Here is a 23,807-nt window from a genome sequence, read left to right as displayed (position 1 = left end):
CTCGATCGGAATGCGCCAATCCGAGGAGACCGGGGTGTGGAAGTGTATCAACGGTTTCCGCAGTTGGATGACCAAGAACAAGGAATCGAAACGGGGCTATTCCCACTTGGCCCGCCCCCTCGGCCGATCTGCCGCGCCGGGCACGCGACGAGCAACAGCGCCCCGGGCTAGCCATGTATCGGGCAACACTCGTCAGAACTCGGCCGACACCTGGACGTACCAGTTCCGCGGCCGCGCGAAGATCCGTTCGGCGTAGCCCAGCGTTCCCAGGGATGCGTTGCCCTGGATGAGATAACGTTCGTCCAGCACGTTGATTACGCCGGCGGTCACTTCGAAGCGATCGTTCAGGTCCAGCGAGAGAGACGCGTTGCCCGTGAAATAGCCATCTTCCTCGATCACCGGGACGCTTCCGGTGATGAACGTGATCTTCGAGGTATAGCTCCCGTCGATACGCGACGTCAGCGTGGTCCCGCCACCGATGTCGAATTCGTAGGCGATCCCGAAGTTCGCCTGCAGATCGGGGGTGAACGGCAGGTCATCACCCGGTGCAACGGTCGCGGTCGCGCCCGGAACCGGCGTGATGGTCTGAATTTCATCGTCCAGATAGCCGGCACCCGCATCGACGATGAGACCCCACGGCGACCGATAGCTGAGCTCGCCCTCGAGGCCGCGTATGCGCGCTTCGCCGGCATTGAACAGCAAGGGAACCACGCCCTGCCGGAAGATCAGCTGGATATCGTCGTACTGCGCCTGGAATGCGGCCAGATTGACCCGGACACCCGCGAAGTTCGTCTTGACCCCGACTTCGTAGCTGGTGACCGTTTCTTCATCGAACGGCAGCGGCACGAAGCCGGCGGGGGGAGCGTTGTAACGGGTATTGACCCCCCCCGATTTGAAACTGCGCGCATAGGAAAGATAGGCGCTGACCGCATCGCTGAAGCGGTATTGCACGTTGGCCGATCCGGTCAGGGCCGAAAAGGTATCGGTGAACGGCCGGTCGAAGATGAATAGGGGCCCGCCCTCGGGAATGGCCAAGCTCGGCAACGGATCCGGATCCGGCTGGTTCGCCGGGAAGAGGTTGAATACCGTCCCCTGGAAGGTCTTGCGATCGGTGGTGTAACGCAGCCCACCCGTAACCTCGACACCCGATACGGGTTCGACACTGACTTCGCCGAACACTGCCAGCGAATCCGTCTCCAATCGCGAGACTTGCAGATCGCGGCTCGCAGGACCACCGGCAAGGATCGATCCGATCACCGGCGGAGAGGGCGGAAAGGACAGCGGAACGGTCGCACGTTCGTGGGTGACTTCGTTAAAGTAATAGCCGCCGAGTATCGCGCTGACGCCGGTCCAGTCCAACTGCATCTGGACTTCCTGGCTGAATTGCGCCGACTGAGCGCCCACGTCGGTGGTTATCAGCAGGAACGGCGTATTGTCCGCATCGCGGATGCCGCGCGAGTCGGTCTCCCGATACGCGCTGATCACCTTCATGGAGACCACGTCGGTCAGATTGATATTTCCGGTCGCGGCGATGCCCCAGACTTCGGATTCACTCAGGACATCGGCGGTGCCGCCATTGACGAAATCGCCGCGTGCCTGGAAATCGTTGGCACAACGCGGATCGTCAATCAGCGGTACGTTGGGCGCTCCGAACCGCGGATCACCCGGGGTGAGCGGCGCGAAGGGAATGGTCGCGCCCGGGCAACCGGCCGCCACACTTACGATCGCCGCGACGGGCGCCTGTTCGTTGATACCGGCAAAAGTGAAGGGCGCTCCGTTCTCGTCGCGCCGATTATAGTCGCCGCGCACGTAAAGGTCGAAGTCGCTCGACGGCTCCCATTTCAGCGCGCCGTTCAAGGAATAGCTGTCTTCGTTGCCCAGATCGAGCCCGTCGAAAGCACGAATCACATAGCCGTCGCGCTTGCGGAAACCGCCGGAAACCCTGGCTGCGACGGTTTCTCCGACAGGGATATTGAGCGCGCCGAACCCTTCGTAGAGATTGTCTTCCCCGACCCGAAAGCGCCCACGACCCCCGAACACGCCGATCTCCGGCTGCCGTGTCCGTACCAGGATCGCACCGCCGATCGTGTTGCGCCCGAACAGGGTGCCCTGGGGGCCACGCAGCACCTCGACCCCCTCGATATCGCCGAAATCGATAGCGCCACCAACCGCGCGGCCCAGGTAAACCTCGTCGAGATAGATGCCCACGCCAGGATCGACCGCCGCGGTGGGGTCGACCTGGCCGACGCCGCGTATGAAGACGACGGATGACGACGAATTGCCGGAAAGCTGGCCGGCCGGCTTGAACTGCAGGCTGGGCGTAATCCGTTCGAGATCCTGGGTCTGCTGGATCTGACGATCCTGAAGCATCTCGCTGCTGAACGCGGAGATCGCGATCGGCGTGTCCTGAAGGCTTTCCTCGCGCCGGCGGGCCGTGACGACGATGACATCGTCGCTGCTATCGGCCTGCTCGCCGTCGTCGGTGCCCCGATCGTTCTGTTCAACCTGCTCGTCTGCCTGCGCCGCGACCGGGGACGCGAAGCCAAACGAGCAAAGGGCGACGAGCGCCGCAGCGCTGCAAGTCGTGCGACCCCGCACGCGGAGTGTGCTTCCAACCATCATATCCTCCCCCAATGTCTCGGGCATTTGTTCGCACCGACGACGCGACCGACTATCCCATCCAACCTTGTTTTGGTCAATAACTGTTATGTCATAAACCGAACCAAACGTGCTGTTCGATCAAATGGCCCCGAGCGCAGTGAGCGCAGTCACTCCTGCGGCTTCCCGGTCCGCCAACCCTGATGGTAGGTTTCGCGCGCCACGCGGGAGTAGGGCACCGGGCTGACCACCGCACGCACCTCGATTTGCTTGTGCGGCTCCACCGTCGTCTTGCGAGTTCCGCCGCCCGGCTCCCCCCACACGACCCGCAGCTCGGTGCCGACCGGGATTTCCGGGTCGATCGTCGCGAGGCTCAGTGCCGATTTCTCGTTGTAGCTGTAGCCGGTGAACATCGACAGGCCGACCGTGCGGCCATCCGCGTCGATCACCTTGTCGTAATTGGACGAGGCATAATTGGCGAGCGGCAGATCGAAGAATTTATACTGCTCTCCATCCGGATCGAACAGCGAGGCGAAGATTTTGGTCATGTCCTCGCCATTCCATGCGAGCGTGACCTTGCGACGCTGCGTTTCGGGGGCGATCGCCTCGAGCGCTTCGCGGCCGTGGAAATCGTGATCGAACTTCACGAACGGGCCGTAACCCAGTTCGTAGGGCGTCAGGTAATAATCCTCGATGTCGTCGGATACGAAGCTGCCGCCGATCGCTCCGGTCGCTTCGTAGCTGTCCGCGCCCAGCCATTCGCGATAGGGCTTGAGCTTGTCGCCGGTGTAGATTGCGGGAAGGGGCGAAGGTATCCAGCCGCTTTCCAGCGTATTGGAGGGATAGGCGCGGCTGCCGCAGGGGACGATCCCGAATTCCTCGCCCGCTTCGAGGATCGCGCTGCGGATTTCTTCCTGCTGGTCATAGGGTCCCCAGATTTCCAGCCCCGGTGCGCCGGACATGCCGTGGCGCAGCGTGCGAACCTTATGGCCGGCGATGTTCATTTCGCTCATGTTGAAGAACTTGAGCTGTTCGAGCGGCCCCCCGTGGAGCTTCTCGATGATCTCCCAGGCGCGGGGCCCTTGGATCTGGAAGCGCCAATTGACGCGCTTGACGGGCTTGCCCATCGGGCGCGACGGGCTGCGGTCATCCTTGACGATCCGTACGTCGTAGCCGCCCGTTTCGGCATGGAACATCAGCCAGTTGGCCGCCGGGGCCCGGCCGACATAAACGAACTTTTCCTCGGCAAGCCAGAACAGGATGCCATCGCCGATCACGTGGCCGTAAGGCGTTGTCGGCACGTATTGCTTCGCCTTGTTGACGGCGAAGCCCTTCATGGAGTTGACGGCGGTGTCGCCGATCAGCTTGAGCGCGTCGGGCCCTTCGATGAAGAGATCGACCATGTGGTGCGACTGGTCGAACAGCACCGCCGAGTGCTGCCATGCCCATTGTTCGGAGCGCCAGTTGTGGAATTCTGGAGCTACGACCGGATAGACATACGCGCCGATCTGCGAATTGCGCAGCATCTCTACCGGATTACCCGCAGCCTCCAGCACCTGCTCCAAATTGCTTGCCGTCATCGATCGTTCCTCTCTCGCATCTTAGGTTCGAACCGCCGCGTCCCGGGCGCTTTCCCTTTTCTATCCTTGGGAATATTGGTATGCAACACATACGAAAAATCGGCATGCCTGGTGTTCACCAGTTAATTCGGAACGCAGGGCCTTGGCTTGCGCGGCGGTGGACGGGGCGGAGGCTATCGCGCAGGAGGGCATCGACGAAGCAGGGGAACCGGGTTTGACGAACGAGGCGGAGCCGGACCACGCGGGCGCGGTTGAGGACAAGGGCGGGGTCGGCGCGATCGGCGATATTCTGGGATTCCACATCCGGCTCGCCCACGGGGCGGTGTATCGCCATTTCATGGAAACCTTCGCCCATCTCGACCTCACCCAAAAGCAGGTCTCGGTAATGTGGTTGGTGGACGAACACCCGGGCATCGCCCAGACCGACCTGGCGCGGCGTCTGCAGATGGATCGCGCAACCGTCATGGCGATCGTCAACCGCCTGCAGGCACGCGACTTCCTCGAACGAGGCCGCTCCCAGAGCGACCGGCGTCGCCAAACCCTGTCGCTCCGACCGGCGGGAAAGGACGCTCTGGCGGACGCACGTCAGGCGATCCAGGCGCACGAAGCATGGCTGAAAGCGCGATTCAGCGAGCGCGAGGTCAAGCAGTTGATCGGGTTGCTCGAGCGGATCCACCATTGATGCGTCCGACCGCCAGCGGCCCTGCGTGCGAGATCTGATCGCGACACGGCCGAACTCGAGGCCGAGGCAAATCGCCGCTTCGCGGCGTGCGCTTTAAGGTCAAGATTGACTAGCCAGCGCGAAAGTGTTCTGCCTCTGCGCCATGGTTGGGGATCAGGACAGCGTCGGGGCACTTGATCCGTTGGTTGGCTACCACCTGCGCCGAGCCTTCGGCGCCTTCTCCGGCGATTTTACCGCGGCGATGGAAGGCACGGGGATGCGCCAAGTTCTGGTCGGCGTATTGGCGGTGGTCGCGCGAAGCCCCGGTATCAATCAGGGAGCAGTGGGCCGGGTTCTGGACATCAAACGCGCCAACATGGTCTCGCTCATAAACGAGCTCGTCGAAGCCAAGCTTCTGACGCGCGAAACCGATCCCCAAGACCGCCGGGCATTCGCGCTGGCTGTCACTGATCGCGGACGCGAAGTTCTGGCCGATTCTCTCGCCCGGATCGAGGCGCACGAAGCGCGAATGCTTGCGGGATTCACCGAAACCGAACGCGCGGCTCTGCTTGAGTTGCTGCGGCGGATCGAACGGCGTGCAGGGGATTCCGCCTGACTCCATCCGCGATCAGGGTTAGAGTCCTGGCGGCACGTCAGCTCCAGTCTTCGCGAACCTTCAGCGGCCCGTCGCCGTAAAGGTAATCGGGATCGAACTGCGCGTAGGCTTTCAGTGCCGCCCAGTCGGAGGTGTAGAGATCGCCGCGGCGGATTTCTGCCAAGCCCATGTCGCGCAGCTTGCCGACCGCGCGGTTGGCGTGGATCGCGCTCACCCCGCACATGTCGGCCATGTCGAACTGAGTGAAGGGCGTGCGCAGAGCGCGGGTCACGCTGCGCCCGATCAGTTCCAGCCGCGCGTGCAGTTCCGAATAGAGATGGGCGATACGCCGCGGCGCGTCGAGTTGCTCCAGCGTCTGGATCCATTTGCGATGGATCGCCGCATCCAGCAGTGTCGCGAACCACATCGCGCGAGCGATCCCGGGCCGCTCGTGCATGACACGGCTCAGAGTATCGTGGCTGACGCAGCCGACTTTCACTCGACCGGCGGCATCGATGTTGTGGTCGAGCCGCTTGAGCGCGAAGCCATGCAGATCGACGAAATCGCCGGGAACATGGACTCCGGTGATATAGCGCTTGTCCCGGCTTTCAACGGTTCGGAAGATGTAGCCTTCGATCAGGATGGTGCTGCGATCGGTCTTGCGGCCCCGTTCGAGCAGGCGGGCACCATCCTCGTGCTGTTCGACGGTTTCGACCAACTGCTCGATATAGGCGAGGTCGTCGCCGCTGAGGTTGCGCCTCAGACGGCCTGCCAGGAAGTCGCCGGTGAGGGGATACTGAAGGCCCCCGGTGCCTGCGTCGGTCGCGTACATGAGCGGCGATAAAGCAAGTCGAACCGCCCCGGTCTATTGACGGATGTTAGCTTTCTGTTCTTTTTGTGCGGTACGCCTGAAGCATTGGCCGCAGCCCGTTCAGGCGGCGATCGTACGCAGTGCGAGCGCGCCGTCGCCGTAGAGATAGTCGGCCGAGAAATCGGCGTAGTCCTCGAGTTTGTCGCGGTCGCGGATGCGAACTTCGCCGCGCTGGAAATCGGCGATTCCCTTGCTCCGAAGCTCGGCCAGGGCGCGGTTGGCGTGGATCGCGGTGGTGCCGCACATCTGGGCGATGTCGGTCTGGCGCAGCGGGGTGTCGAAACCGTCGGCATACCCCAGCCCGACCATTTCCAGACGCCGCCAGATCTCCGCGAAGACATGCGCGATGCGGCGCGGCGCGGTGAGCTGTTCCAGCTTCATGATCCATTCGCGGTGCATCGCCGCATCGAGCAGGGTCTGGAACCACAGCAGCCGGGCGAGGTGCGGGCGGCGCTGCATGATGTCGAGGATGGCGGCGTGGGAGACATGGCCGAACCGGGCCGGACCGATGCAGTCGAGATTGTGATCGAGCCGCTTCAGCGCGAAGCAATGCAGATCGACGAAATCGCCGGGTACATGGAAGCTTACCGCGTAGCGCCGCCCGTCGTTCTCGATGGTGCGGACTACGAAGCCCTCGATCAGCAGCGTAGAGCGATCGCATTGCTCGCCGCGCTCGACGATCCGGTCGCCATCCCCGGCCGTGCTGGTCTGTTCGACGAGGCGCTCGAGCTCTTCCTTTTCCGCCTCGCTCATGTCGTGCCGAAGACGCCCGGCAAGGAACCGTCCCGTATTCGGGAAGCGCGCGATCTCTTTCGCCAAGTCCATTGGGTCCTCCTGTCGGGGAAATGCCGGCGGCGGGCGGCTGTTCCATCCGTACCCCGCATCGATGTTAGCTTTGCATTCTACACGTCTGGGCCGCGTTTTCGCCTTATGCCCAAAACGAATTGCCGCAAGCCGTGAAGATTGCCGTCCTCGCGCATATCCGCCACGCCATCGCGCAGCCCTTCAGCGGCGGCATGGAATCGCATTGCGACATGCTGTGCCGGGCATTGCGCGCGGCGGGTCACGAGGTCGTACTCTTCGCTGCCGGAGGCTCGCAGGATGCCGCGCTCGTGCCGATCTGCGACGCGCCCTACGAACGGGTGCTGCCCTGGCACGTCTATCGCGGATCGAGCGAGCTTTCCGCCTATCAGCGTACGGCGTTCGAGAAGGTGATGCTGACGATCGCGGCAGGCGATTTCGACGTCGTTCACAACAATTCGCTCTACCCCTCGATCATCGACTGGATGGCGGAGGCGGGGGTACCCTGCGTCACATCGCAACATGTGCCGCCCTTCGGCGCGATGTCCGACGCGGTGCTGCGCAACATCTCCCTGCCGCATGCCGGTTTCACCGTAACCTCGCACAATCAGCGCGAACTGTGGGCCGAGCGTGGATGTGCGCAGGTCGGAGTGGTCCCCAATGGCGTCGACACGCAGCTCTGGTCGCCAACCCCGGATCGCGGCGACTATTTCACATGGACCGGACGCATCGTGCCGAACAAGGGTCTGGCCGAAGCGGTTCGTGCCGCCCGCATCGCCGGGGTCAAGCTGCGGATCTACGGACCGATCGAGGATGCCGCCTATTTCGCCACGAGCGTCGAGCCCCTGCTTTCCAACGGGATCGAATTTCACGGCCATCGCTCCATCGAGGGGCTTGCCGGCGAAGTCGCGAGGGCCAAGGGAGCGCTGGTGACCCCGCTGTGGGACGAGCCCTTCGGTCTGGTCGCCGCCGAGGCGCTGTCCTGCGGGACTCCCGTGGTCGGATTCGACCGCGGAGCCTTGCGCGAAGTGGTCGGAGATTGCGGCGTTCTGGTGGAAGGCGGCGATATCGCGGCGCTGGCCCGCGCGATCGCGCAGGCCGACGTGATCGATCGCGCTGCCTGTCGCGAACGTGCCGTGACCAGCCTGTCGGTCGACGCGATGATTGCCGGTTACGAAGAGGCCTACGCCGCGGTCATTGCGGGTGCGCGACTGGCGGCGCTGCCGCGGCTTTCCTGGTCTTCCAGCTTTTCCAGCACCCAGGCGCTGCTGGCATAGGGCTGATGCTCCTGCTGGCGGGTCAGCGCCAGATGCGCCTCGGAAGGATCGCGCAGCTTGCGCCAACCCCCGGAGCCATCCGATTCGATCAGTCCCATCAGACTAAAGGCGCGCAACCAGTGATCCATCGTCGAATGCCCCCACTTGCGTGCGAAGACGGCGGCATTGGCAAGGACGCTGTCGAGATGATGCACCGGGGGCATGTGATGCTTGTGATACTGGTGGTAGGCCTTGGCCCCGCGCACCCACCACAGAGGCACGCCGTTCGACGTCGCGACGCGGCCGAAGTCGGTGTCTTCCCCGCCATAGCCGACGTAGTCCTCGTCGAATCCACCGAGTTGCGCGAAGGTTGCCTTCCGCATCGCGAAATTGAGCGACCAGAAGCAGCGATAATCCTCGCAGCTTCCGAGAAATCCAGGGGGCGGACCGGCGCGCTCGCTGTGCTCGACCGCCAGTTCCTCGAAGGTCTCGAAGTCGATCCCGCCGACCGTTGCGCCGCTCGGCAGATAGCCGACCTCGCCCATAAAGATGCCGTCCTCCAGCGCGAGTGCCGCGGCGTAGTCTTGGATCAGCGAGGGGGCAGGGATGCAGTCGACGTCGAGGAAGACGAGCATTTCGCCTCGCGCATGTTCGGCGGCGACATTGCGAGCCTTGGCGAGACAGATCGCGTCGGTTCCCAGAACAATCTGGCGGATCGGAAAACCCGTCTCCGGAAGCTCGTACCGCCGGTCCTGCATTGCGGCGACGACCAGTTCGCATGGCGGCCGTCTCGAATGATTGAGGCCGCGGACGAGATACTGCAGATGTTCGTCGCGTCCGTGGGCGAGGGTGCAGACAGAGATCGTCATGCGACCGCCTCCAGCCCGGGACGGTCCGTCGCGCCCTGCCACAGGTTCGTTGCCAATTCGCTCAGCCAATCCGCCGCTTCCGTGGCGGGATCGGGCTCGATCAAGGCGCGCTGGCGTTCGGTGTCGATCAGCGCGGCGGCGCTCCACAATCTTTCCCAGGCAGCGGCGTGGGAAGGCCAATGCCGGGCCACCGCGGCAAGCCCCTCGCGGTCGAGGACTTCGGCCTTGCAGCATTGCTCGTCGAAATATCGCCACTCGGGGACGACCACCCACGGCCTGCCTGCGGCGAGCACCATGTGCACGGTGGTGTTGCCGCACGAGGATACCACGCGGTCCGCGGCGACGATCCATTCGCGCGGGTTCTCGACCCAGCCGCGATGTTCGAGATTGCCCGGAGGCGTCTCATGCCATTCGCTGCGGACCTTGCCGATGGTGACCCACCGGCTGTCGGGCTCGGCTCTGGCGCCGAGCGTCAGCGGCGCGGTGGGGCTTCCTTCGCCGCCACCTCCGGCAATCACCAGGACCAGATCGTCCTCCGGATCGAGACCGAGCCGCACTCTGGCTTTGGCTTTTTCAATCGGGGACGAACAATCGATCCCGACACCGGAAAAATAGCGCGTCTTTGCACGCAGCCGGGCGGGGCGATCCTGCTGTTCCAGTGCCTCGGCGTAGGGGGCGAGCAATCCCACGGCGCCGTCATAGGCGGCCATGTGCCCCGGATCGCCACGCTCCCCATGCTGCAGCACGGCGACATGCGGTACGGAGCAAAGCCGCGCCAGTTGCGCGAGTTCGGCCGAGACATCGGTCACGAAAAGAGCGGGGCGCCGTTCGGCGAACCCTTGCGCGATTCGGGAAAAGGCGGAGGTGATGCCCGGCCAGCCGAGTGGCGCGCAGTGAACGGTCTCCGGCATGGGGAGTGCGGACATCGCCGGGGCTTCCCGCCCGGTCGGTTCGAAGAGCGAGGGGATCGTTTCCAAAACTATTCGCGGATCGAGTTCGGGAAAGATATCGTCGCGAGCGCAGAACAGCGTGACGGGACGCCTGTCGGCAAGGCGATTGGCGATCGCCGCCGCGCGCTCGGCGTGACCGCGTCCCTGGTGATGAACGAAATATCCGATCGGTCCGTTTCCGCTCATCGTTCGCCTCCAGCTCGACGTCGACCGTTCACCTGCCTCGACCGAAACTGCGCCAGCACGCCTTCCAGCGCGCCCGACGCGTGATGGCGGCGGGCGAGATAGACGTTGGTGCGGTCCGCCAGCCCGGCGATCTCCTGCGCATGATTGCCCACCAGGATAGCGTTGTGGCACTCGGTCAGCATGTCAGCATCGTTGCCGCTGTCTCCCGCGGCGAAGATGTCCGTCGAAGGGATACCGAAGCTGTAGGCGACATGCCGCATGGCGGCCGCCTTGCCTGCGGAAACGGGAAGGACGTCGAGCAGCCGGTCGTGACTGAAGATCACTTTCGCGCGCAGACCGTGGTGGTGGAGAAGTGCCCGCACTTCGCCCACCAGCGCCGGCGTCTCCGCAAAATAGCTGCGCTTGAATGCGCGTTGGTCGCAGGGCGCCTGCGGGACGAGACCTTCGATGCCTGCAAGCAAGGCGGAAATACGCTCCGGCTGCCAGTCGACCGCGATTTGCGCGGCGAATTCCGGGTCGAGCCGCAGGCCCTCCGTACCCTCGCGATAGACCTCGGTGCCGACCGAGGTGATCCACGCGATCGGTGCCGGGAGGCCCCATTCCCCGACCAGCCGCCTCGCCTCGACGATCGAACGCCCGGTAGCGACGACGAAGCCGAACTCCGGCCGGCGGCGGAAGAACCCGGAAAACCGCAACGCCCCCCGATCGCAGCCGGTCAGAGTGTTGTCGAGATCGCTGACGACAAGGCGATTTGGGCATGGGCAGGAATAGGACCGAGGTTCGACGACACTGCGAGCGATCGCCATGAACCCTTCGGCATAACCGTCCCAGTCCATCGCCATGCTTCGCAGCAGGCCGTTTCGCGAGCAGCGTTCCCACGCCGCGCGGTCGAATATCAGCCGCTCGACGGCTTGCGCTATGGCGACGGTCGAATGGGGGTCGACGAGCAGGCCGTTCTCGAGCTCGCCGACGATGTCCTGCGGCCCCCCGACCTGCGTCGCGACGACGGGCAAGCCGTGCGAAGCCGCTTCGATCAGCGTGAGGCCGTAGGGTTCGATCAGCGCCGGATTGACGAACACGCCTCCGGTCCGGACCGCGCAGCGATAGAGCGCCTCGACATCCGGCCGCGAATGGCTTTTCGGATAGGCCACCGATCCGTAAAGATCGTGCCGGTCGATGGCGTTGACGATGTCGCCGAGCACTTCGTTCTGCTCGGGCTCATCCGCCCGCAAATCGCTCCGCAGTCCCGCGAGAACGACCAGATTGCACCTTTCGCGCAATGCCTGGTTCTTGCCGAAAGCCTCGACCAGCGCAGCGAGGTTCTTCTTGTGCACCGGGCGCGCGATCGCGAGCACCATCGGCTTGTCGGGATCGCGCAGGAACGGCTCGACAAGCACCCTTCCGCGCGCATGGGAAACGGACGGTTCCGGTCTTGTCACGCCGGGGATCAAGCGATGTATCCTGCCGATTTCGGCCGATGGGTATGCGAGCAATTGCCGCTCGCACTCGTCGCGCGAGGAACCGATGATTGCGCGAGCTCCGCGGATTGCGCGGTCCTCCTCGGCGATCCGCATGTCGAGCGCAGCGCTGTCGCCTCCGACCGCCTCGCGCTTATCCATTCCGAGGGAATGAGCGGTGTAGACGAAGGGTATGCCGAGAGCTTCTTCCACCCTGGCAGCAACATCCGCAGCATCGGCAAAATGCGCGTGGATGAGATCGGGTAGTCGGTCGCGCGCGCGGAAGTCGGCGATCAAGGCTTCGGTAAAGCCCGATCGGTCGGCATGAAGTGCTGCCTTGGCCAGATAGCGCGGATCGCCGCTGTCGATCCGCCGGATGACGCATTTGGCGCCGATCCATTCCTCACGACGCGCGTACTCCGGGCCCAGCCTTGCATCTTCGAACCGCCGTGTGACAATCTCTGCCAGGGCGACATCCCCACGCCGTGCCAGCGCGCCCATCTCGCCCAGAATATAGCCGATATGGCCGCCGGTATCCTCGGTAATCCCGTATTTGACAGGCTCACCCTTCAGACAGCCCCCCAAGGCCAGCGAAACGATGTGCAAGGTGCGTCCCTTTCGAAGTCTACCCCCACCGAACCGGGGTGGCGGGCCGGTGCCGTCAGAACAAATCAATGTTTGGAGCGTGGCCGATCGCAATCCATCGCTTCGATGAACGACATTGTGTGCCCGACCGAGGTGGTTTGCGCGGACAACACAGTCCTGTTAGCCTGCGGCCAACGGAGGGTATCCCAATGCTTGAACTGCAAGGTGTGACGCACGTCTATCCCAACGGCGTGCGTGCGCTCGACGACGTGTCCTTGTCGATTCCGAAGGGGATGTACGGTCTGCTCGGCCCCAACGGCGCGGGCAAGTCGACGCTGATGCGCACCGTGGCCACGCTGCAGACCCCCACCGAGGGGCGAATCACCTTCGGCGACATCGACGTCATCGAACAGCCCGAACGCCTGCGCGAACGGCTGGGTTACCTGCCGCAGGATTTCGGCGTCTATCCGCGCGTTTCCGCCTACGACATGCTCGATCACATGGCGGTTCTGAAGGGCGTGGCATCGTCCAGCGACCGCAAGGCGACAGTCGAGACGCTTCTCAACCAGACGAACCTGTGGAGCGTGCGGAAGAAGGCGATCGCCGGCTTTTCAGGCGGCATGCGCCAGCGCTTCGGCATCGCCCAGGCGCTGATCGGCAATCCCGAACTGATCATCGTCGACGAGCCGACCGCCGGCCTCGATCCCGAAGAACGCAACCGCTTCCTCAACCTCCTCGCCGAGATCGGCGAGAACGTGGTGGTCATCCTGTCCACCCATATCGTCGAGGATGTGGCCGACCTCTGCCCGCGGATGGCGGTGATCAGCGATGGTCGCATCCGGCTCGAGGGCGCGCCGCGCGACCTGATCGACCAGGCGCGCGGCACGGTATGGGCCAAGACCATCGCGCGCGACGAGCTCGGCGCGATGCGCGAGCGCCACGAGGTCATCTCGACCAGGCTTTTCGCCGGACGGACGATCATCCACGTGCTGTCCGAAAGCGATCCCGGCGACGGGTTCGAGCCGGTGTCCGGTGGGCTCGAAGATGTTTACTTCTCGACGCTCGCCAGGACCCGGCGCGGCCCCTCCGAAGACGCTCTGGCCGCCTGAGGAGCCGCGCAAACATGTTCGCAAAGATTGCCGCCTTCGAGGTCCGCTACCAGTTCCGCAATCCCGTGTTCTGGGTCGCGGTGGTCCTGTTCTTCCTTCTGACCTTCGGCGCCACGGCGAGCGAGAACATCCAGATCGGCAGCGGCGGGAACGTCCACGTCAACGCGCCTTACGCGATCGTCCAGACGCATCTCGTCCTGACGCTGTTCTTCATGTTCGTTTCCACGGCCTTCGTCGCCAATGTGGTCGTGCGCGACGAGGAAAGCGGCTTCGGGCCGATGGTCCGCTCGACCCGCGTGGGGAAGGTCGACTACCTGCTCGGCCGGTTCGCCGGCGCATTCCTTGCGGCGGCAACCGCCTTCCTCAGCGTGCCGCTGGCGGTGTGGCTGGGCTCCTCCATGCCGTGGGTCGATCCCGAGACGGTCGGGCCGAACCGCCTTGCCTGGTATGCCGAAGCCTACCTGCTCTATGGGCTGCCCAACGTCTTCATGGCGAGCGCGTTGTTCTTCGCCGTGGCGACGATGACCCGCTCGATGATGTACACTTATGTCGCGGTGGTGGTCTTCATCGTCCTAAACGTGGTCCTGGGAACGATCGGGCAGAGCCAGCCGCAATTGCGCGACTTCATAACTTATGCCGAGCCATTCGGTCTCGCCGCCTTCGGCCTCGAGACGCGTTACTGGACTGCAGCGGAGATGAACTCGCAGCTCCCCGCTTTCGCGGGAGCCATCGCCTGGCAGAAATTGCTGTGGTCCGGCATCGGGGTGCTCGCACTGGTCCTCGCGCTGCTGCGCTTCCGCTTCGGCGAGAGGGGCCTTTCGGCCCGCAAGGCCCGGCGCCGCGCGAAGAAGGAAGCAAAGCTCGCCGCCGGAACTCCGCGGATCGTCGAAGTGCTTCCCGGTCTCGATCCCGACCGCGCAGGCTGGGCGCGGCTGGTTTCGCGCACGCGCTTCGAAGTGTCTCAGGTGGTGAGGAGCCCGGCCTTCTTCATCCTGCTCGCCATCGGGCTCTTCAACACTTTCGGCGCGCTTTATTTCGGCAACGAACTCTACGGGACGCCGGCCCGCCCCGTCACGTTCTCGCTGATCGAGCCGCTGATCGGCAGCTTCGTCCTGATTCCGGTCATTATCGCCATATACTACGGTGGGGAACTCGTGTGGCGCGACCGCGAGCGCAAGATGCACGAGATCATCGACGCAACCTCCGTACCGGGCTGGAGCTACATGGTCCCCAAGACCGTGGCGGTGGCCCTGGTGCTGTTCGCAACCGTGCTGATATCGGTGGTCGGGGCGATGCTCATCCAGCTTGCCCGCGGCGTGACGCCCGAATTCGGCAAGTTCTTCTTCTGGTACGTGCTGCCGCTGTCGGTCGATATGGTGATCCTCGCGATCCTGGCGGTGTTCGTCCAGGCGCTGAGCCCGAACAAATACATCGGCTGGGGCATCATGGTGCTCTACATCGTCGCCCAGCTCGTTCTGAACTCGCTCGGTTTCGAGCATCCGCTCTATTCCTACGGCGACACCGGCCAGACGCTGGTATCCGACCTCAACGGCACCGAGGTCGGGGGTGCGGCGAGCTGGTGGCTGCGGCTCTATTGGGGCGCCTTCGCCCTGATGCTCGCAGTGCTTGCGCACCTGCTCTGGCGCCGGGGTGCGGACGCCGCCCTGCGGCCACGGCTCAGGCGCCTGCCCCGGCGTCTCGTCTCGCCTTCGGGTGCACTCCTCGCCGGCGGGCTGCTCGTCGCGATCGCAACCGGAAGCTTCCTGTTCTGGCAGATGAACATCGTCGAGGATTACCGGACGCAGGACGATGCCGAAGCGTTGCAGGCGCGGTACGAGAAGAAATATCTGCAGTACGAGAACGTTGCCCAACCCGCCGCGACCGCGGTGGTGCTCGACGTCGATCTATATCCCTCCGAAACACGGATGGAGGCGCAGGGCCGGGTCGATTTCGTCAACGATACGGGAGAACCCATACGGCAGCTGCATCTGCGCCTTCCCGATCCGCTGATCGAGATCCGTCGGATCGAGGTCCCCGGCGCGCGGCTGACCATGGAGGACGACGAGTTCAACTACCGCATCTTCACCTTCGACGAGCCTCTGGCGCCGGGAGAGGCTGGCCGGTTCACTTTCGCCACCCGCCGCTGGCAGCAGGGGCTGCGCGCCGGGGGTGACGATACAAGGCTGGTGGAAAACGGCACCTTCCTCGCCAACAGCGAATTCATGCCGCAGATCGGCATGAACCGTGCCGGCCTGCTGCAGGACCGCGCGACCCGGCGCAAATACGGGCTCGAGCCCGAACTGCGCCCCGCCAAGCTCGAAGACGAAAGCGCGCTGGAGAAGAATTACATCGGCGCCGACTGGGTGACCGCCGATATCACCGTGAGCACAGTTCCCGGCCAGACCCCCGTCGCCCCCGGCGTCCGCGTGTCGGACCAAACCGTGGACGGACGTCGGACCGCGCGCTTCGTTTCCGAAAGCCCGATCCTCTCGTTCTTCTCGATCCAGTCCGCCGATTATGCGCTGGCGGAACGCGGGGCGGACGGGGTGAATTTGCAGGTGTTCTACCACCCCGAACATGATTTCAACGTGGAGCGGATGCTCACCGCGATGGAACGCGCGCTCGGCTATTACCGCGCGAACTTCGGCCCCTACCAGTTCCCGCACGCGAGGATCATCGAGTTCCCCGGCTACGCCACCTTCGCCCAGGCCTTCGCCGGGACCATGCCCTATTCCGAACGCATCGGCTTCATCGCCGACAATGCGGCGAAAGAGGACATCGACTACGTTACCTACGTCACCGCGCACGAGGTCGCGCACCAATACTGGGCGCACCAGCTGATCAGCGCCGATCGCCAAGGCGGGACGATCATGGTCGAGACGCTGGCGCAATATTCCGCGCTGATGGTGATGAAGGAGCTCTATGGCGAGGACAAGATCCGCCGCTTCCTCAAGTTCGAGCTCGACAATTATCTCAACGGGCGCGGGAGCGAGATCATCGAGGAGCTGCCGCTCGAACGGGTCGAGGATCAGGGTTACATCCACTACCGCAAGGGCGCGGTGGTCATGTATCTGCTGCAGGACAGACTGGGCGAGGACCGCGTCAACGCGATGCTACGCAATCTGCTCGACCGCTATCGCTTCAAGGGCCCGCCCTATGCCAGCTCGACCGATCTGGTCGACGGTTTTCTGGGGCTCGCGCGCAACGAGAGCGAACGCCGGCTGGTGCGCGACCTGTTGCAGAGGATCACGATCTACGACCTCAAAGCCGAAGAGGCGGTCGTGCGCGAACTGCCAGACGGACGGTTCGAGACCACGCTCACGGTCGACGCGGGCAAGGCCTATGCCGACGGGCAGGGCAAGGAGCGAGATTCGCGCCTCGATGTGCCTATCGAAGTGGGCCTGTTCCTCGAGGAACCCGGCGACGGGGCCTTCGATCGAAGCAAGGTGCTCTATCTTGAACGGCGGCTGATCACCTCCGGTCGGCAGCCGATCAAGATCGTCACCCGCCGTCGGCCGGTTCACGCCGGCATCGATCCCTACAACAAATTCATTGATCGCAACTCGGAAGATAATCTAACCGAAACGACCTGATATGATATTGGTAAATGGCGGGGGTCGCATTCCCGTTGCAGGCGTCAGCGACGAGGATTTGAATGACGGAAGGATCGTCAGATGGTTCGGAGAGCCGGCGTGAGCCGCGCCATGTGGTGCAGGTCGCCGGCAATTACCGCGCCCGCAACCGTGGCGGCGGGACCAAGGACATATGGATCAAGGACATCTCCGAGACCGGTTGCCGCTTCTTCGACAAGTTCTCGATACTCGAAGTCGGCAGCTCGATCCTGTTTCGCGTCGGCAACGTGGGGCCGATCTCGGCCCAGGTCCGCTGGCGGGAGAAGAACGTGGTCGGCATCCAGTTCGATCAGCCGCTCTATCCCAGCGTGCTCGAGCATATCGTCGCGACCATGAATATCGGCCAGGCTGACGCGGACTGACGGCTAGAAGCCGTAGCGCAATCCCGCCCACAAGGTTCGGGGTGTCCCGAGGTCCACCGTGCCGTCGGCATTGCGGGTAACCACGGTTTCGCCGGTCAGGTTCTCTCCCCGCAACACCAGCGACAATCCGCCCGCCAGCGGTGCTTGCACATAAGCACCCAGAGTTGTCGCCGGGGGCAGGCGATCGGTCTCGATGTCGCTTTCGAACTGGGCACCGACATGGCGCAGGGTCAGTGCCGCGAGCCAGTCGCTAGCCGGCCGCCAGCTCGCCGTCGCCGCGGCTGCCCAACGCGGGGTCTGGGCCGGCCGGTTGCCATCGAGAGCGACCGAGGTGCCGCGGCCGACGACCTCGGCATCGGTATAGGCGAGGGTGCCGTCGAAGCCGATCGCACCGAGCGCCGCCCTGACGCCGAACTCGATCCCGCGCGCCTCGATCGCCGGGAGATTCTGCCGCTGCCGCAGATCGGGCGCGAGAGTGACATTGGCGATCGCGCCGGCTACGCGGTTGTCGAACGCCGTCAGCGAGAGCTCGACATTGGTGACCGGCGTGATGTCGAAACCGGCTTCGAAACCCTCCAGTTCCTCGTTCTCCAGCTCCGCGTTCGCCAGAGTCACGACCGGGAAGACGACGAAGGGCCGCAGCAATTCGTTCAGAGTGGGCAGGCGCAGTCCTCGATAAGCGGCCCCGCGCAAGCGCAGCGCGTCGTTGGCCTGCCAGGCAGCCCCCGCTCGCCAGGAAAGCGTCCAGTCCGATCGGGCCGGTGTCAGGGTCCGCTCGACCACCCCGCCGGCAGGGTCGCGCGCGATATAGAACCCTTCGCCGATCCGCGTGCGGTCGGCGCGCAGTCCTCCGGTGAGCACCAGATCGCCGAGGGTCCAGTCGTCCTCGACGAAGAGCCCGATGTCCGCTGTCGATCCGCCGGCCCGGCGTCGTTCGGTAACCGCGCCGGTGAAGGCGCTGTAGGCGTCCTCTTGCAGTTCCCCCTCGGCCTTGCGGTAATCGGCGCCGATCCGCAGCGTATGGCCCCCGCCGAGAGGCGGTCGCAGCTCGAGCTTCCCTCCGATTCCGGTCGAGGGAGTGTTGCGCTGGTCGAGAACGCGGACGAAGCGGGTCGAACTGATCACCACATTGGAGAAGTTGCGCGCCTGGACATAGGCGAGCGCGTCGAACTGCCAGCGTCCGCGCCCGATCAGCCGCAGGCTGGCATCGGTCCCTTCCGCAGTGCTGTCCGCCCCCGCGAAGCGCAGTGTGCGGCGATCGTCGAAGACCAGGCCGCTCGCCTGCAACTCGATGTCCGGGGTGATCGGCGCGACCCCCCGCAGGCTGGCGGACCAGCTGTCGTACCGTGCCCTGGCACTGGCGGGCACCTGCTGGTCGCGCGGCGTGGTGAAGAACCCCTCGGACCGGTCCCATCGCCCTCCGGCGACCACGAAACCAGTGCCGAGCTCGGTCGCCAATTGCGCGCTTGCCTCGGTGGCGCCGCGATCGTTGGCCAGCAGGCTTGCGGTCACGGGGGCCAGCGTCTCGATCCCGGCGCTTTCGAGCTCGATCGTCCCGGCGAGCGCGCCCGCACCGAAGGGGCCCGATCCCCCGCCGCGCGTCACCCGGATACTCGCGAGCCGCTCGGTGGCCAAGGCGCCGAAGGGGATGTAGCCGAAGAACGGATCGGCGATCGGCACCCCGTCGAGCAGCACGAGCGCGCGGCTGGTGGCGTTTCCGCCGAGCGCGCGCAGGGTGACGCCCTGTGCGCTGGGATTGGCCGAGCGACTGTCCGAGCGGCGGAATTGCTGGAAGCCCGCGACCGCGCCAAGCACGTCCTCGACCCGGCCCGAAGGCGCGGTCACGATCTGCTCGCGGTCCAGCTCGCGCGAAGCATAGGCGGGTGTCGCCGGAGTGTCTTCCAGTCCCTCGCCGGTCACGATGATGATCGGCTCGGCATCTGCGGAATCCTCGGAATCTTGCGCTTGCGCACTGATCGGAACCGCGAAGGCGAGAAGGCTGAAGAGTGTGAGCGACCGCATGGCCGCGCGCTTGCCGCCATCGGTTGCGCATTGCAACGGGGCTGGCGCGCTGGCCGTGCTTGGGTTACGTTTGCGTCAAGCTGGAGAGGAGGCTGTACATGACCGATCCGAGGACCGATTTCGACGTGTTGATCGTGGGCGCGGGCATTTCCGGGATCGGGATGGCGGCGCACATGACCGCCAAGAGCCCCAGCCGGAGCTATGCCATCCTCGAACGGCGCAAGAACCTCGGCGGCACCTGGGACCTGTTCCGCTATCCCGGCATTCGCTCGGACAGCGACATGCATACGCTCGGCTTCGACTTCGAGCCGTGGAAGCACGAGAAATCGATCGCAGACGCACCCGCCATCCTCGATTATCTTCATCGGATCGTCGACGAGCGCGGCATCCGGGAGAACATTCGACTGGATCACAAGGTCGTCTCGGCCGATTTCGACAGCGGGGCCGCCCGCTGGCAGGTTGTCGCCGAAACCGCGGACGGCGAGAAGAAGCGGCTGACCGCGAACTGGCTCTATCTCGGTTCGGGTTATTACGACTACGACGAGCCCTACGACCCGGGCTTCGCGCTCGACGCCTTCGAGGGCAGGGTGGTCCATCCGCAATTCTGGCCGGACGATCTCGACTACGCGGGCAAGCAGGTCGTGGTCGTGGGTTCCGGTGCGACCGCCGTGACCATCGTCCCGTCGATGGCGCGCGAGGCGGCGAAGGTCACCATGCTCCAGCGCACCCCGACCTGGATGTTCGGGCGTCCGGCCAAGGACAGGGTGGCGAATTTCCTGCGCAGGTTCCTGCCGGAGGAAACCGCCTATCGGATCACGCGCTGGAAGAACATCAAGCTGCAGGCTTTCGGGTTCAAGCGCGCGCGCACCCGGCCCGAAAAGATGGGGCAGGGGCTGCACAAGCGGATCGAGAAGGTGCTCGGCGAGAATTTCGACCGCGCGACCTTCACTCCGCCCTACGACCCCTGGGACCAGCGGCTTTGCCTGGTGCCCGACGACGATCTGTTCCACGCGATGAACCAGGGTCGCGCCGAGATCGTGACCGGGCGAATCGAGGCATTCGAGGCGAAGGGCATTCGGCTGGCCGACGATCGCTTCGTTCCCGCCGACGTGATCGTCACCGCCACTGGCCTCAAGCTGTGCGTCGCCGGCAAGATCGCTGTCTCGGTCGACGGCGAGCCCGTCGATTTCGCGGAGCATTTCTATTACAAGGGCTGCATGTTCTCGAACGTGCCGAACCTGGCGGTGGTGTTCGGCTATCTCAACGCCAGCTGGACACTGCGGGCGGACATCAATTCCGACTATGTCTGCCGCGTGCTCAACCACATGGAACGCACCGGGGCGGATATGGCGGTGCCCGTTCTGGCAGAGGACCACGGGCTGGAGGAGGACGACATCTTCGATTTCTCCAGCGGCTATATCCAGCGTTCCAAGCACATCATGCCGAAGAACGCGGTCGAATTTCCCTGGCGGCTCAACCAGGAATATATCGTCGATCGCAAGCGTATGACGGAAGAGCCCGTGACGGACGGCATCCTCGAATTCTCCCGCGCGCGGGCGGACCGGGCCGAGCCGCGCTCGCTCGAAGCGGCCGAGTAGCCAAGAGTCTTTTCGCGCGGTAATCGCCCGGATCATGAGCGAACGCATCTACACCGCCGGGCTGGTCGTGATCGGCGACGAGATCCTCTCGGGCCGCACGCATGACCGGAACATCGCGCAGGTCGCCAGCTGGCTGCAGGTGCAGGGCATCCGCCTGATGGAGGTGCGGGTGGTTCCCGATGTCGTCTCGCGGATCGTCGAGGCGGTCAACGCCGTGCGCGAGGGGTACGATTATCTCTTCACCACCGGCGGGATCGGCCCGACGCACGACGACATCACCGTCGATGCCGTGGCCGAGGCGCTGGGAGTGCCGGTGGTCGTCCATCCCGAGGCGAAGGCCATGCTCGCGCGCTATTATGCGAGCATCGGCAAGGAACTGACCGAGGCGCGGTTGCGCATGGCACGGGTGCCCGAAGGCGCCGAGCTCATCCCCAACCGCATGTCGGGCGCGCCCGGCATCCGCATCGGCAAGATCCACCTGATGGCGGGCGTGCCGCACATCACTGCGGGCATGCTCGATGCGCTGACCGGTACGCTCGAGGGCGGTGCGCCGTTGCTGTCGGAGACCATCGGCTGCTGGACCCCCGAAAGCGAGGTCGCCGACATCCTGCGCCAGGTGGAAAAGGCGCATGCCGCCTGCCAGATCGGCAGCTATCCCTTCTTCCGCGAAGGCAAGGTGGGGGCCAATTTCGTCGTCCGGTCGACCGATGCGGGCGATCTCGGGCGCTGTGTCGACAGTCTTTGCGACGGGCTCGCGACCGCGGGGTTCGATTTCACGCCCGGCGGAATCTGACAGGCCACGCCGAAAACCCACCTTTAACCTCCGCGCGCTAAGGTACGGACATGACCGGCGTCTTCATCACGATCGACACCGAATATTCCTATGGGCTCGCCGCTCGCCGCCGACCGGTGAGTCGCGAGGAGAATTTCGCGCGCTCGATCTCCTGCGAAACGGCGGAGGGGGCGGTCGGCATCGGCTATCAGATGGACCTGTTCGAACGTCACGGCCTCAAGGGCGTGTTCTTCGTCGATCCGATGCCCGCGCTGGTTTACGGGACCGAGGCGATCGCCGATGTCGTCGGGCCGATCGTGGACCGCGGGCACGACGTGCAGCTCCATCTCCACGCCGAATGGCTCGCGCTGGCGGGTCCGGCCAATCCGCTCGGGAACCGGACCGGCCGCAACATTCGCGATTTCACCTTCGACGAGCAATGCACGCTGATCGACCATGCGCGCTCGGTGCTGATGGCCGCCGGGGCACCGCGCCCGGTGGCGTTCCGGGCCGGCAATTACGGTGCCAACGACGACACGCTGCGCGCTCTCGCGGAGCTCGGCTTCACGCACGAGACCAGCCATTGCCCCGGCATCGCCGCGAGCGAGAGCGAATGCGGGATCGCGCTGGGCAGCGAGGATCGTCATCCGACGTCGCGCTGGGGCGTGGTCGCGGTGCCGATCGGCTGCATCGACAATTTCGGCGGGGGCTTGCGCCATGCGCAGCTGACTGCGCTCTCGGCGCCGGAGATGCGCGCGGCGCTGCTCCATGCCCGCGACGAGGCGTTCGCCAGTTTCACCCTGGTGTCGCACAGTTTCGAGCTGCTGTGCCGCGACCGGCGGCGGATCAACCGCATCGTCCGCCGTCGCTTCGAGAACCTGTGCGAGACGGTCGCCGAACTGCCGGGCATCGACAGCGCGACCTATGCCGCGAACCCACCGTCGCCGGCGAAGCGGGACGAGCCGCGCCCGGTGCTCCCGCTCAACGGCGTGCGCAGCGGGTTGCGGGTCGCCGAACAGGCAGTGGCGAATGCGCTCTATGCCCGCGAATGGCCACGCCGCGCGAGGGAAACGGCGACGATGGGCATCTTCATGGTGTGCTAGGTCTGCCGCGGCGCCTGGCCGCGCCGACCGGCAAAAACGGAAGGGGCCGGCGATCCGCATCGCCGGCCCCTTCGCATTGTCGGTTTCGAGCAGGAAAGCGCGCTTACGCCCCCTCGACCTCCGCGAGATCGACCTTGAGGCCCGGGCCCATGCTGCTGGTCAACGAGATCTTGCGGACATACTTGCCCTTGGATCCGCTCGGCTTGGCCTTGACCACGGCCTGGGTCAGCGCTTCGAAGTTCTTCTTCAGGTCCTCGTCCTTGAAGCTGAGCTTGCCGATGCCGGAGTGGATGATGCCCTGCTTCTCTACGCGGAATTCGACCTGGCCGCCCTTGGCGTCCTTCACGGCCTGCTCCACGTTCGGGGTCACGGTACCGAGCTTGGGGTTCGGCATCAGACCCTTGGGGCCCAGAACCTTGCCCAGACGCCCGACCACGCCCATCATGTCCGGCGTGGCGATCACACGGTCGTAGTCGAGATTGCCGTTCTGCATCTCTTCCATCAGGTCCTCGGCCCCAACCTTGTCGGCACCGGCGGCCAACGCCTTGTCGGCATTGTCGCCCTTGGCGAACACCGCGACGCGCACGTCCTTGCCGGTCCCGCTGGGCAGCGAGACCATGCCGCGGACCATCTGGTCGGCGTGGCGCGGATCGACGCCGAGATTCATCGCCACTTCGACGGTCTCGTCGAACTTCGCCTTGTGCTCGCGCAGCGTGGCGAGTGCCTCGTCGACGGTGTAGAGCTTCTCGCGGTCGAGCTCGTTCGCCTTCTGCTGCTTCTTGCTTGCCTTGGCCATCGGT

General features: G+C 64.7%; 18 protein-coding genes. 9 read left to right on the top strand and 9 right to left on the bottom strand.

What is annotated here, in order from left to right; genetic code table 11:
* Window positions 1-192 precede the first annotated feature (192 nt).
* Window positions 193-2,598 carry a TonB-dependent receptor gene (locus ACGHN1_RS08685; RefSeq protein ID WP_390550366.1) on the bottom strand — a complete coding sequence of 802 codons (2,406 nt, stop codon included), beginning with the start codon at window positions 2,596-2,598 and terminating at the stop codon, window positions 193-195.
* A 170-nt stretch (window positions 2,599-2,768) separates the two neighbouring features.
* Window positions 2,769-4,178 carry an aminomethyl transferase family protein gene (locus ACGHN1_RS08680; protein ID WP_390550364.1) on the bottom strand — a complete coding sequence of 470 codons (1,410 nt, stop codon included), beginning with the start codon at window positions 4,176-4,178 and terminating at the stop codon, window positions 2,769-2,771.
* A gap of 142 nt (window positions 4,179-4,320) precedes the next feature.
* On the opposite strand from ACGHN1_RS08680, the gene ACGHN1_RS08675 reads away from it, so the two are divergent.
* Both ACGHN1_RS08675 and ACGHN1_RS08670 read left to right on the top strand, forming a co-directional pair.
* Entirely contained in the window at window positions 4,321-4,860 is a 540-nt protein-coding gene (locus tag ACGHN1_RS08675; RefSeq protein WP_390550362.1) for a MarR family winged helix-turn-helix transcriptional regulator, read from the top strand.
* Window positions 4,861-5,002: 142 nt separating this feature from the next.
* Window positions 5,003-5,455 carry a MarR family winged helix-turn-helix transcriptional regulator gene (locus ACGHN1_RS08670; RefSeq protein ID WP_390550360.1) on the top strand — a complete coding sequence of 151 codons (453 nt, stop codon included), beginning with the start codon at window positions 5,003-5,005 and terminating at the stop codon, window positions 5,453-5,455.
* A 37-nt stretch (window positions 5,456-5,492) separates the two neighbouring features.
* Here ACGHN1_RS08670 and ACGHN1_RS08665 read toward each other — a convergent pair whose 3' ends face one another.
* Window positions 5,493-6,266 (bottom strand): Crp/Fnr family transcriptional regulator, encoded by a 774-nt coding sequence (locus tag ACGHN1_RS08665; RefSeq protein ID WP_390550358.1) that lies wholly within the window; start codon window positions 6,264-6,266, stop codon window positions 5,493-5,495.
* Between the two features lie 99 nt (window positions 6,267-6,365).
* Window positions 6,366-7,130 (bottom strand): Crp/Fnr family transcriptional regulator, encoded by a 765-nt coding sequence (locus ACGHN1_RS08660; RefSeq protein ID WP_390550356.1) that lies wholly within the window; start codon window positions 7,128-7,130, stop codon window positions 6,366-6,368.
* Window positions 7,131-7,261: 131 nt separating this feature from the next.
* Here ACGHN1_RS08660 and ACGHN1_RS08655 point away from each other — a divergent pair, with 131 nt between their 5' ends.
* On the top strand, window positions 7,262-8,383 hold the full coding sequence (locus ACGHN1_RS08655) for a glycosyltransferase (RefSeq protein WP_390550354.1): 1,122 nt from the start codon (window positions 7,262-7,264) through the stop codon (window positions 8,381-8,383).
* On the opposite strand, the gene ACGHN1_RS08650 is transcribed toward ACGHN1_RS08655, so the two are convergent.
* Genes ACGHN1_RS08650 through ACGHN1_RS08640 form a run of 3 tightly spaced genes read right to left on the bottom strand, consistent with a single transcriptional unit; the run spans window position 8,290 to window position 12,409 of the window.
* Entirely contained in the window at window positions 8,290-9,231 is a 942-nt protein-coding gene (locus ACGHN1_RS08650) for a glycosyltransferase family 2 protein (protein ID WP_390550352.1), read from the bottom strand. The genes ACGHN1_RS08655 and ACGHN1_RS08650 overlap by 94 nt on opposite strands.
* The gene (locus tag ACGHN1_RS08645) at window positions 9,228-10,367 is read right to left on the bottom strand and encodes a hypothetical protein (protein ID WP_390550350.1); all 1,140 of its coding nucleotides are present in this window, start codon (window positions 10,365-10,367) and stop codon (window positions 9,228-9,230) included. The genes ACGHN1_RS08650 and ACGHN1_RS08645 overlap by 4 nt, the downstream gene beginning before the upstream one ends.
* On the bottom strand, window positions 10,364-12,409 hold the full coding sequence (locus tag ACGHN1_RS08640) for an HAD-IIB family hydrolase (protein WP_390550348.1): 2,046 nt from the start codon (window positions 12,407-12,409) through the stop codon (window positions 10,364-10,366). Before ACGHN1_RS08640 ends, ACGHN1_RS08645 begins: the two co-directional genes overlap by 4 nt.
* A 209-nt stretch (window positions 12,410-12,618) precedes the next feature.
* On the opposite strand from ACGHN1_RS08640, the gene ACGHN1_RS08635 reads away from it, so the two are divergent.
* The 3 genes from ACGHN1_RS08635 (at window position 12,619) to ACGHN1_RS08625 (ending at window position 17,512) form a co-directional block, all read left to right on the top strand.
* Entirely contained in the window at window positions 12,619-13,518 is a 900-nt protein-coding gene (locus ACGHN1_RS08635) for an ABC transporter ATP-binding protein (RefSeq protein WP_390550346.1), read from the top strand.
* A gap of 14 nt (window positions 13,519-13,532) precedes the next feature.
* Window positions 13,533-17,111, top strand: a complete 3,579-nt coding sequence (locus ACGHN1_RS08630) for an ABC transporter permease/M1 family aminopeptidase (protein WP_390550344.1) — start codon at window positions 13,533-13,535, stop codon at window positions 17,109-17,111.
* Window positions 17,112-17,173: 62 nt separating this feature from the next.
* Window positions 17,174-17,512 (top strand): PilZ domain-containing protein, encoded by a 339-nt coding sequence (locus ACGHN1_RS08625; protein ID WP_390550342.1) that lies wholly within the window; start codon window positions 17,174-17,176, stop codon window positions 17,510-17,512.
* A gap of 3 nt (window positions 17,513-17,515) precedes the next feature.
* Here ACGHN1_RS08625 and ACGHN1_RS08620 read toward each other — a convergent pair whose 3' ends face one another.
* Complete coding sequence (locus tag ACGHN1_RS08620; protein ID WP_390550340.1) at window positions 17,516-19,534, bottom strand: TonB-dependent receptor; 2,019 nt, start codon at window positions 19,532-19,534, stop codon at window positions 17,516-17,518.
* A gap of 98 nt (window positions 19,535-19,632) precedes the next feature.
* On the opposite strand from ACGHN1_RS08620, the gene ACGHN1_RS08615 reads away from it, so the two are divergent.
* The 3 genes from ACGHN1_RS08615 to ACGHN1_RS08605 are packed head-to-tail and all read left to right on the top strand — an operon-like array spanning window position 19,633 to window position 23,007.
* Entirely contained in the window at window positions 19,633-21,132 is a 1,500-nt protein-coding gene (locus ACGHN1_RS08615) for a flavin-containing monooxygenase (RefSeq protein WP_390550338.1), read from the top strand.
* A gap of 34 nt (window positions 21,133-21,166) precedes the next feature.
* Window positions 21,167-21,925, top strand: coding sequence for a competence/damage-inducible protein A (locus ACGHN1_RS08610; RefSeq protein ID WP_390550336.1), 759 nt, complete (start codon window positions 21,167-21,169; stop codon window positions 21,923-21,925).
* Between the two features lie 50 nt (window positions 21,926-21,975).
* Window positions 21,976-23,007 (top strand): hypothetical protein, encoded by a 1,032-nt coding sequence (locus tag ACGHN1_RS08605; RefSeq protein WP_390550334.1) that lies wholly within the window; start codon window positions 21,976-21,978, stop codon window positions 23,005-23,007.
* Window positions 23,008-23,110: 103 nt separating this feature from the next.
* Here the strand turns inward: ACGHN1_RS08605 and rplA are convergent, their stop codons facing one another.
* Window positions 23,111-23,803 carry a 50S ribosomal protein L1 gene (gene rplA, locus ACGHN1_RS08600; RefSeq protein ID WP_390550332.1) on the bottom strand — a complete coding sequence of 231 codons (693 nt, stop codon included), beginning with the start codon at window positions 23,801-23,803 and terminating at the stop codon, window positions 23,111-23,113.
* Between the last annotated feature and the right edge of the window lie 4 nt (window positions 23,804-23,807).

The organism is Qipengyuania sp. MTN3-11 (genome assembly GCF_042851825.1).
Classification (GTDB): Bacteria; Pseudomonadota; Alphaproteobacteria; order Sphingomonadales; family Sphingomonadaceae; genus Qipengyuania.
This window is presented reverse-complemented; position numbering and strand designations above follow the sequence as displayed.

Coding starts and splice junctions, on each gene's coding strand:
- ACGHN1_RS08670 (WP_390550360.1), top strand. CDS start 5,003: ATGGTTGGGGATCAGGACAGCGTCGGGGCACTTGATCCGTTGGTTGGC.
- rplA (WP_390550332.1), bottom strand. CDS start 23,803: ATGGCCAAGGCAAGCAAGAAGCAGCAGAAGGCGAACGAGCTCGACCGC.
- ACGHN1_RS08645 (WP_390550350.1), bottom strand. CDS start 10,367: ATGAGCGGAAACGGACCGATCGGATATTTCGTTCATCACCAGGGACGC.
- ACGHN1_RS08665 (WP_390550358.1), bottom strand. CDS start 6,266: ATGTACGCGACCGACGCAGGCACCGGGGGCCTTCAGTATCCCCTCACC.
- ACGHN1_RS08650 (WP_390550352.1), bottom strand. CDS start 9,231: ATGACGATCTCTGTCTGCACCCTCGCCCACGGACGCGACGAACATCTG.
- ACGHN1_RS08610 (WP_390550336.1), top strand. CDS start 21,167: ATGAGCGAACGCATCTACACCGCCGGGCTGGTCGTGATCGGCGACGAG.
- ACGHN1_RS08680 (WP_390550364.1), bottom strand. CDS start 4,178: ATGACGGCAAGCAATTTGGAGCAGGTGCTGGAGGCTGCGGGTAATCCG.
- ACGHN1_RS08605 (WP_390550334.1), top strand. CDS start 21,976: ATGACCGGCGTCTTCATCACGATCGACACCGAATATTCCTATGGGCTC.
- ACGHN1_RS08635 (WP_390550346.1), top strand. CDS start 12,619: ATGCTTGAACTGCAAGGTGTGACGCACGTCTATCCCAACGGCGTGCGT.
- ACGHN1_RS08660 (WP_390550356.1), bottom strand. CDS start 7,130: ATGGACTTGGCGAAAGAGATCGCGCGCTTCCCGAATACGGGACGGTTC.
- ACGHN1_RS08630 (WP_390550344.1), top strand. CDS start 13,533: ATGTTCGCAAAGATTGCCGCCTTCGAGGTCCGCTACCAGTTCCGCAAT.
- ACGHN1_RS08620 (WP_390550340.1), bottom strand. CDS start 19,534: ATGCGGTCGCTCACACTCTTCAGCCTTCTCGCCTTCGCGGTTCCGATC.
- ACGHN1_RS08615 (WP_390550338.1), top strand. CDS start 19,633: ATGACCGATCCGAGGACCGATTTCGACGTGTTGATCGTGGGCGCGGGC.
- ACGHN1_RS08625 (WP_390550342.1), top strand. CDS start 17,174: ATGACGGAAGGATCGTCAGATGGTTCGGAGAGCCGGCGTGAGCCGCGC.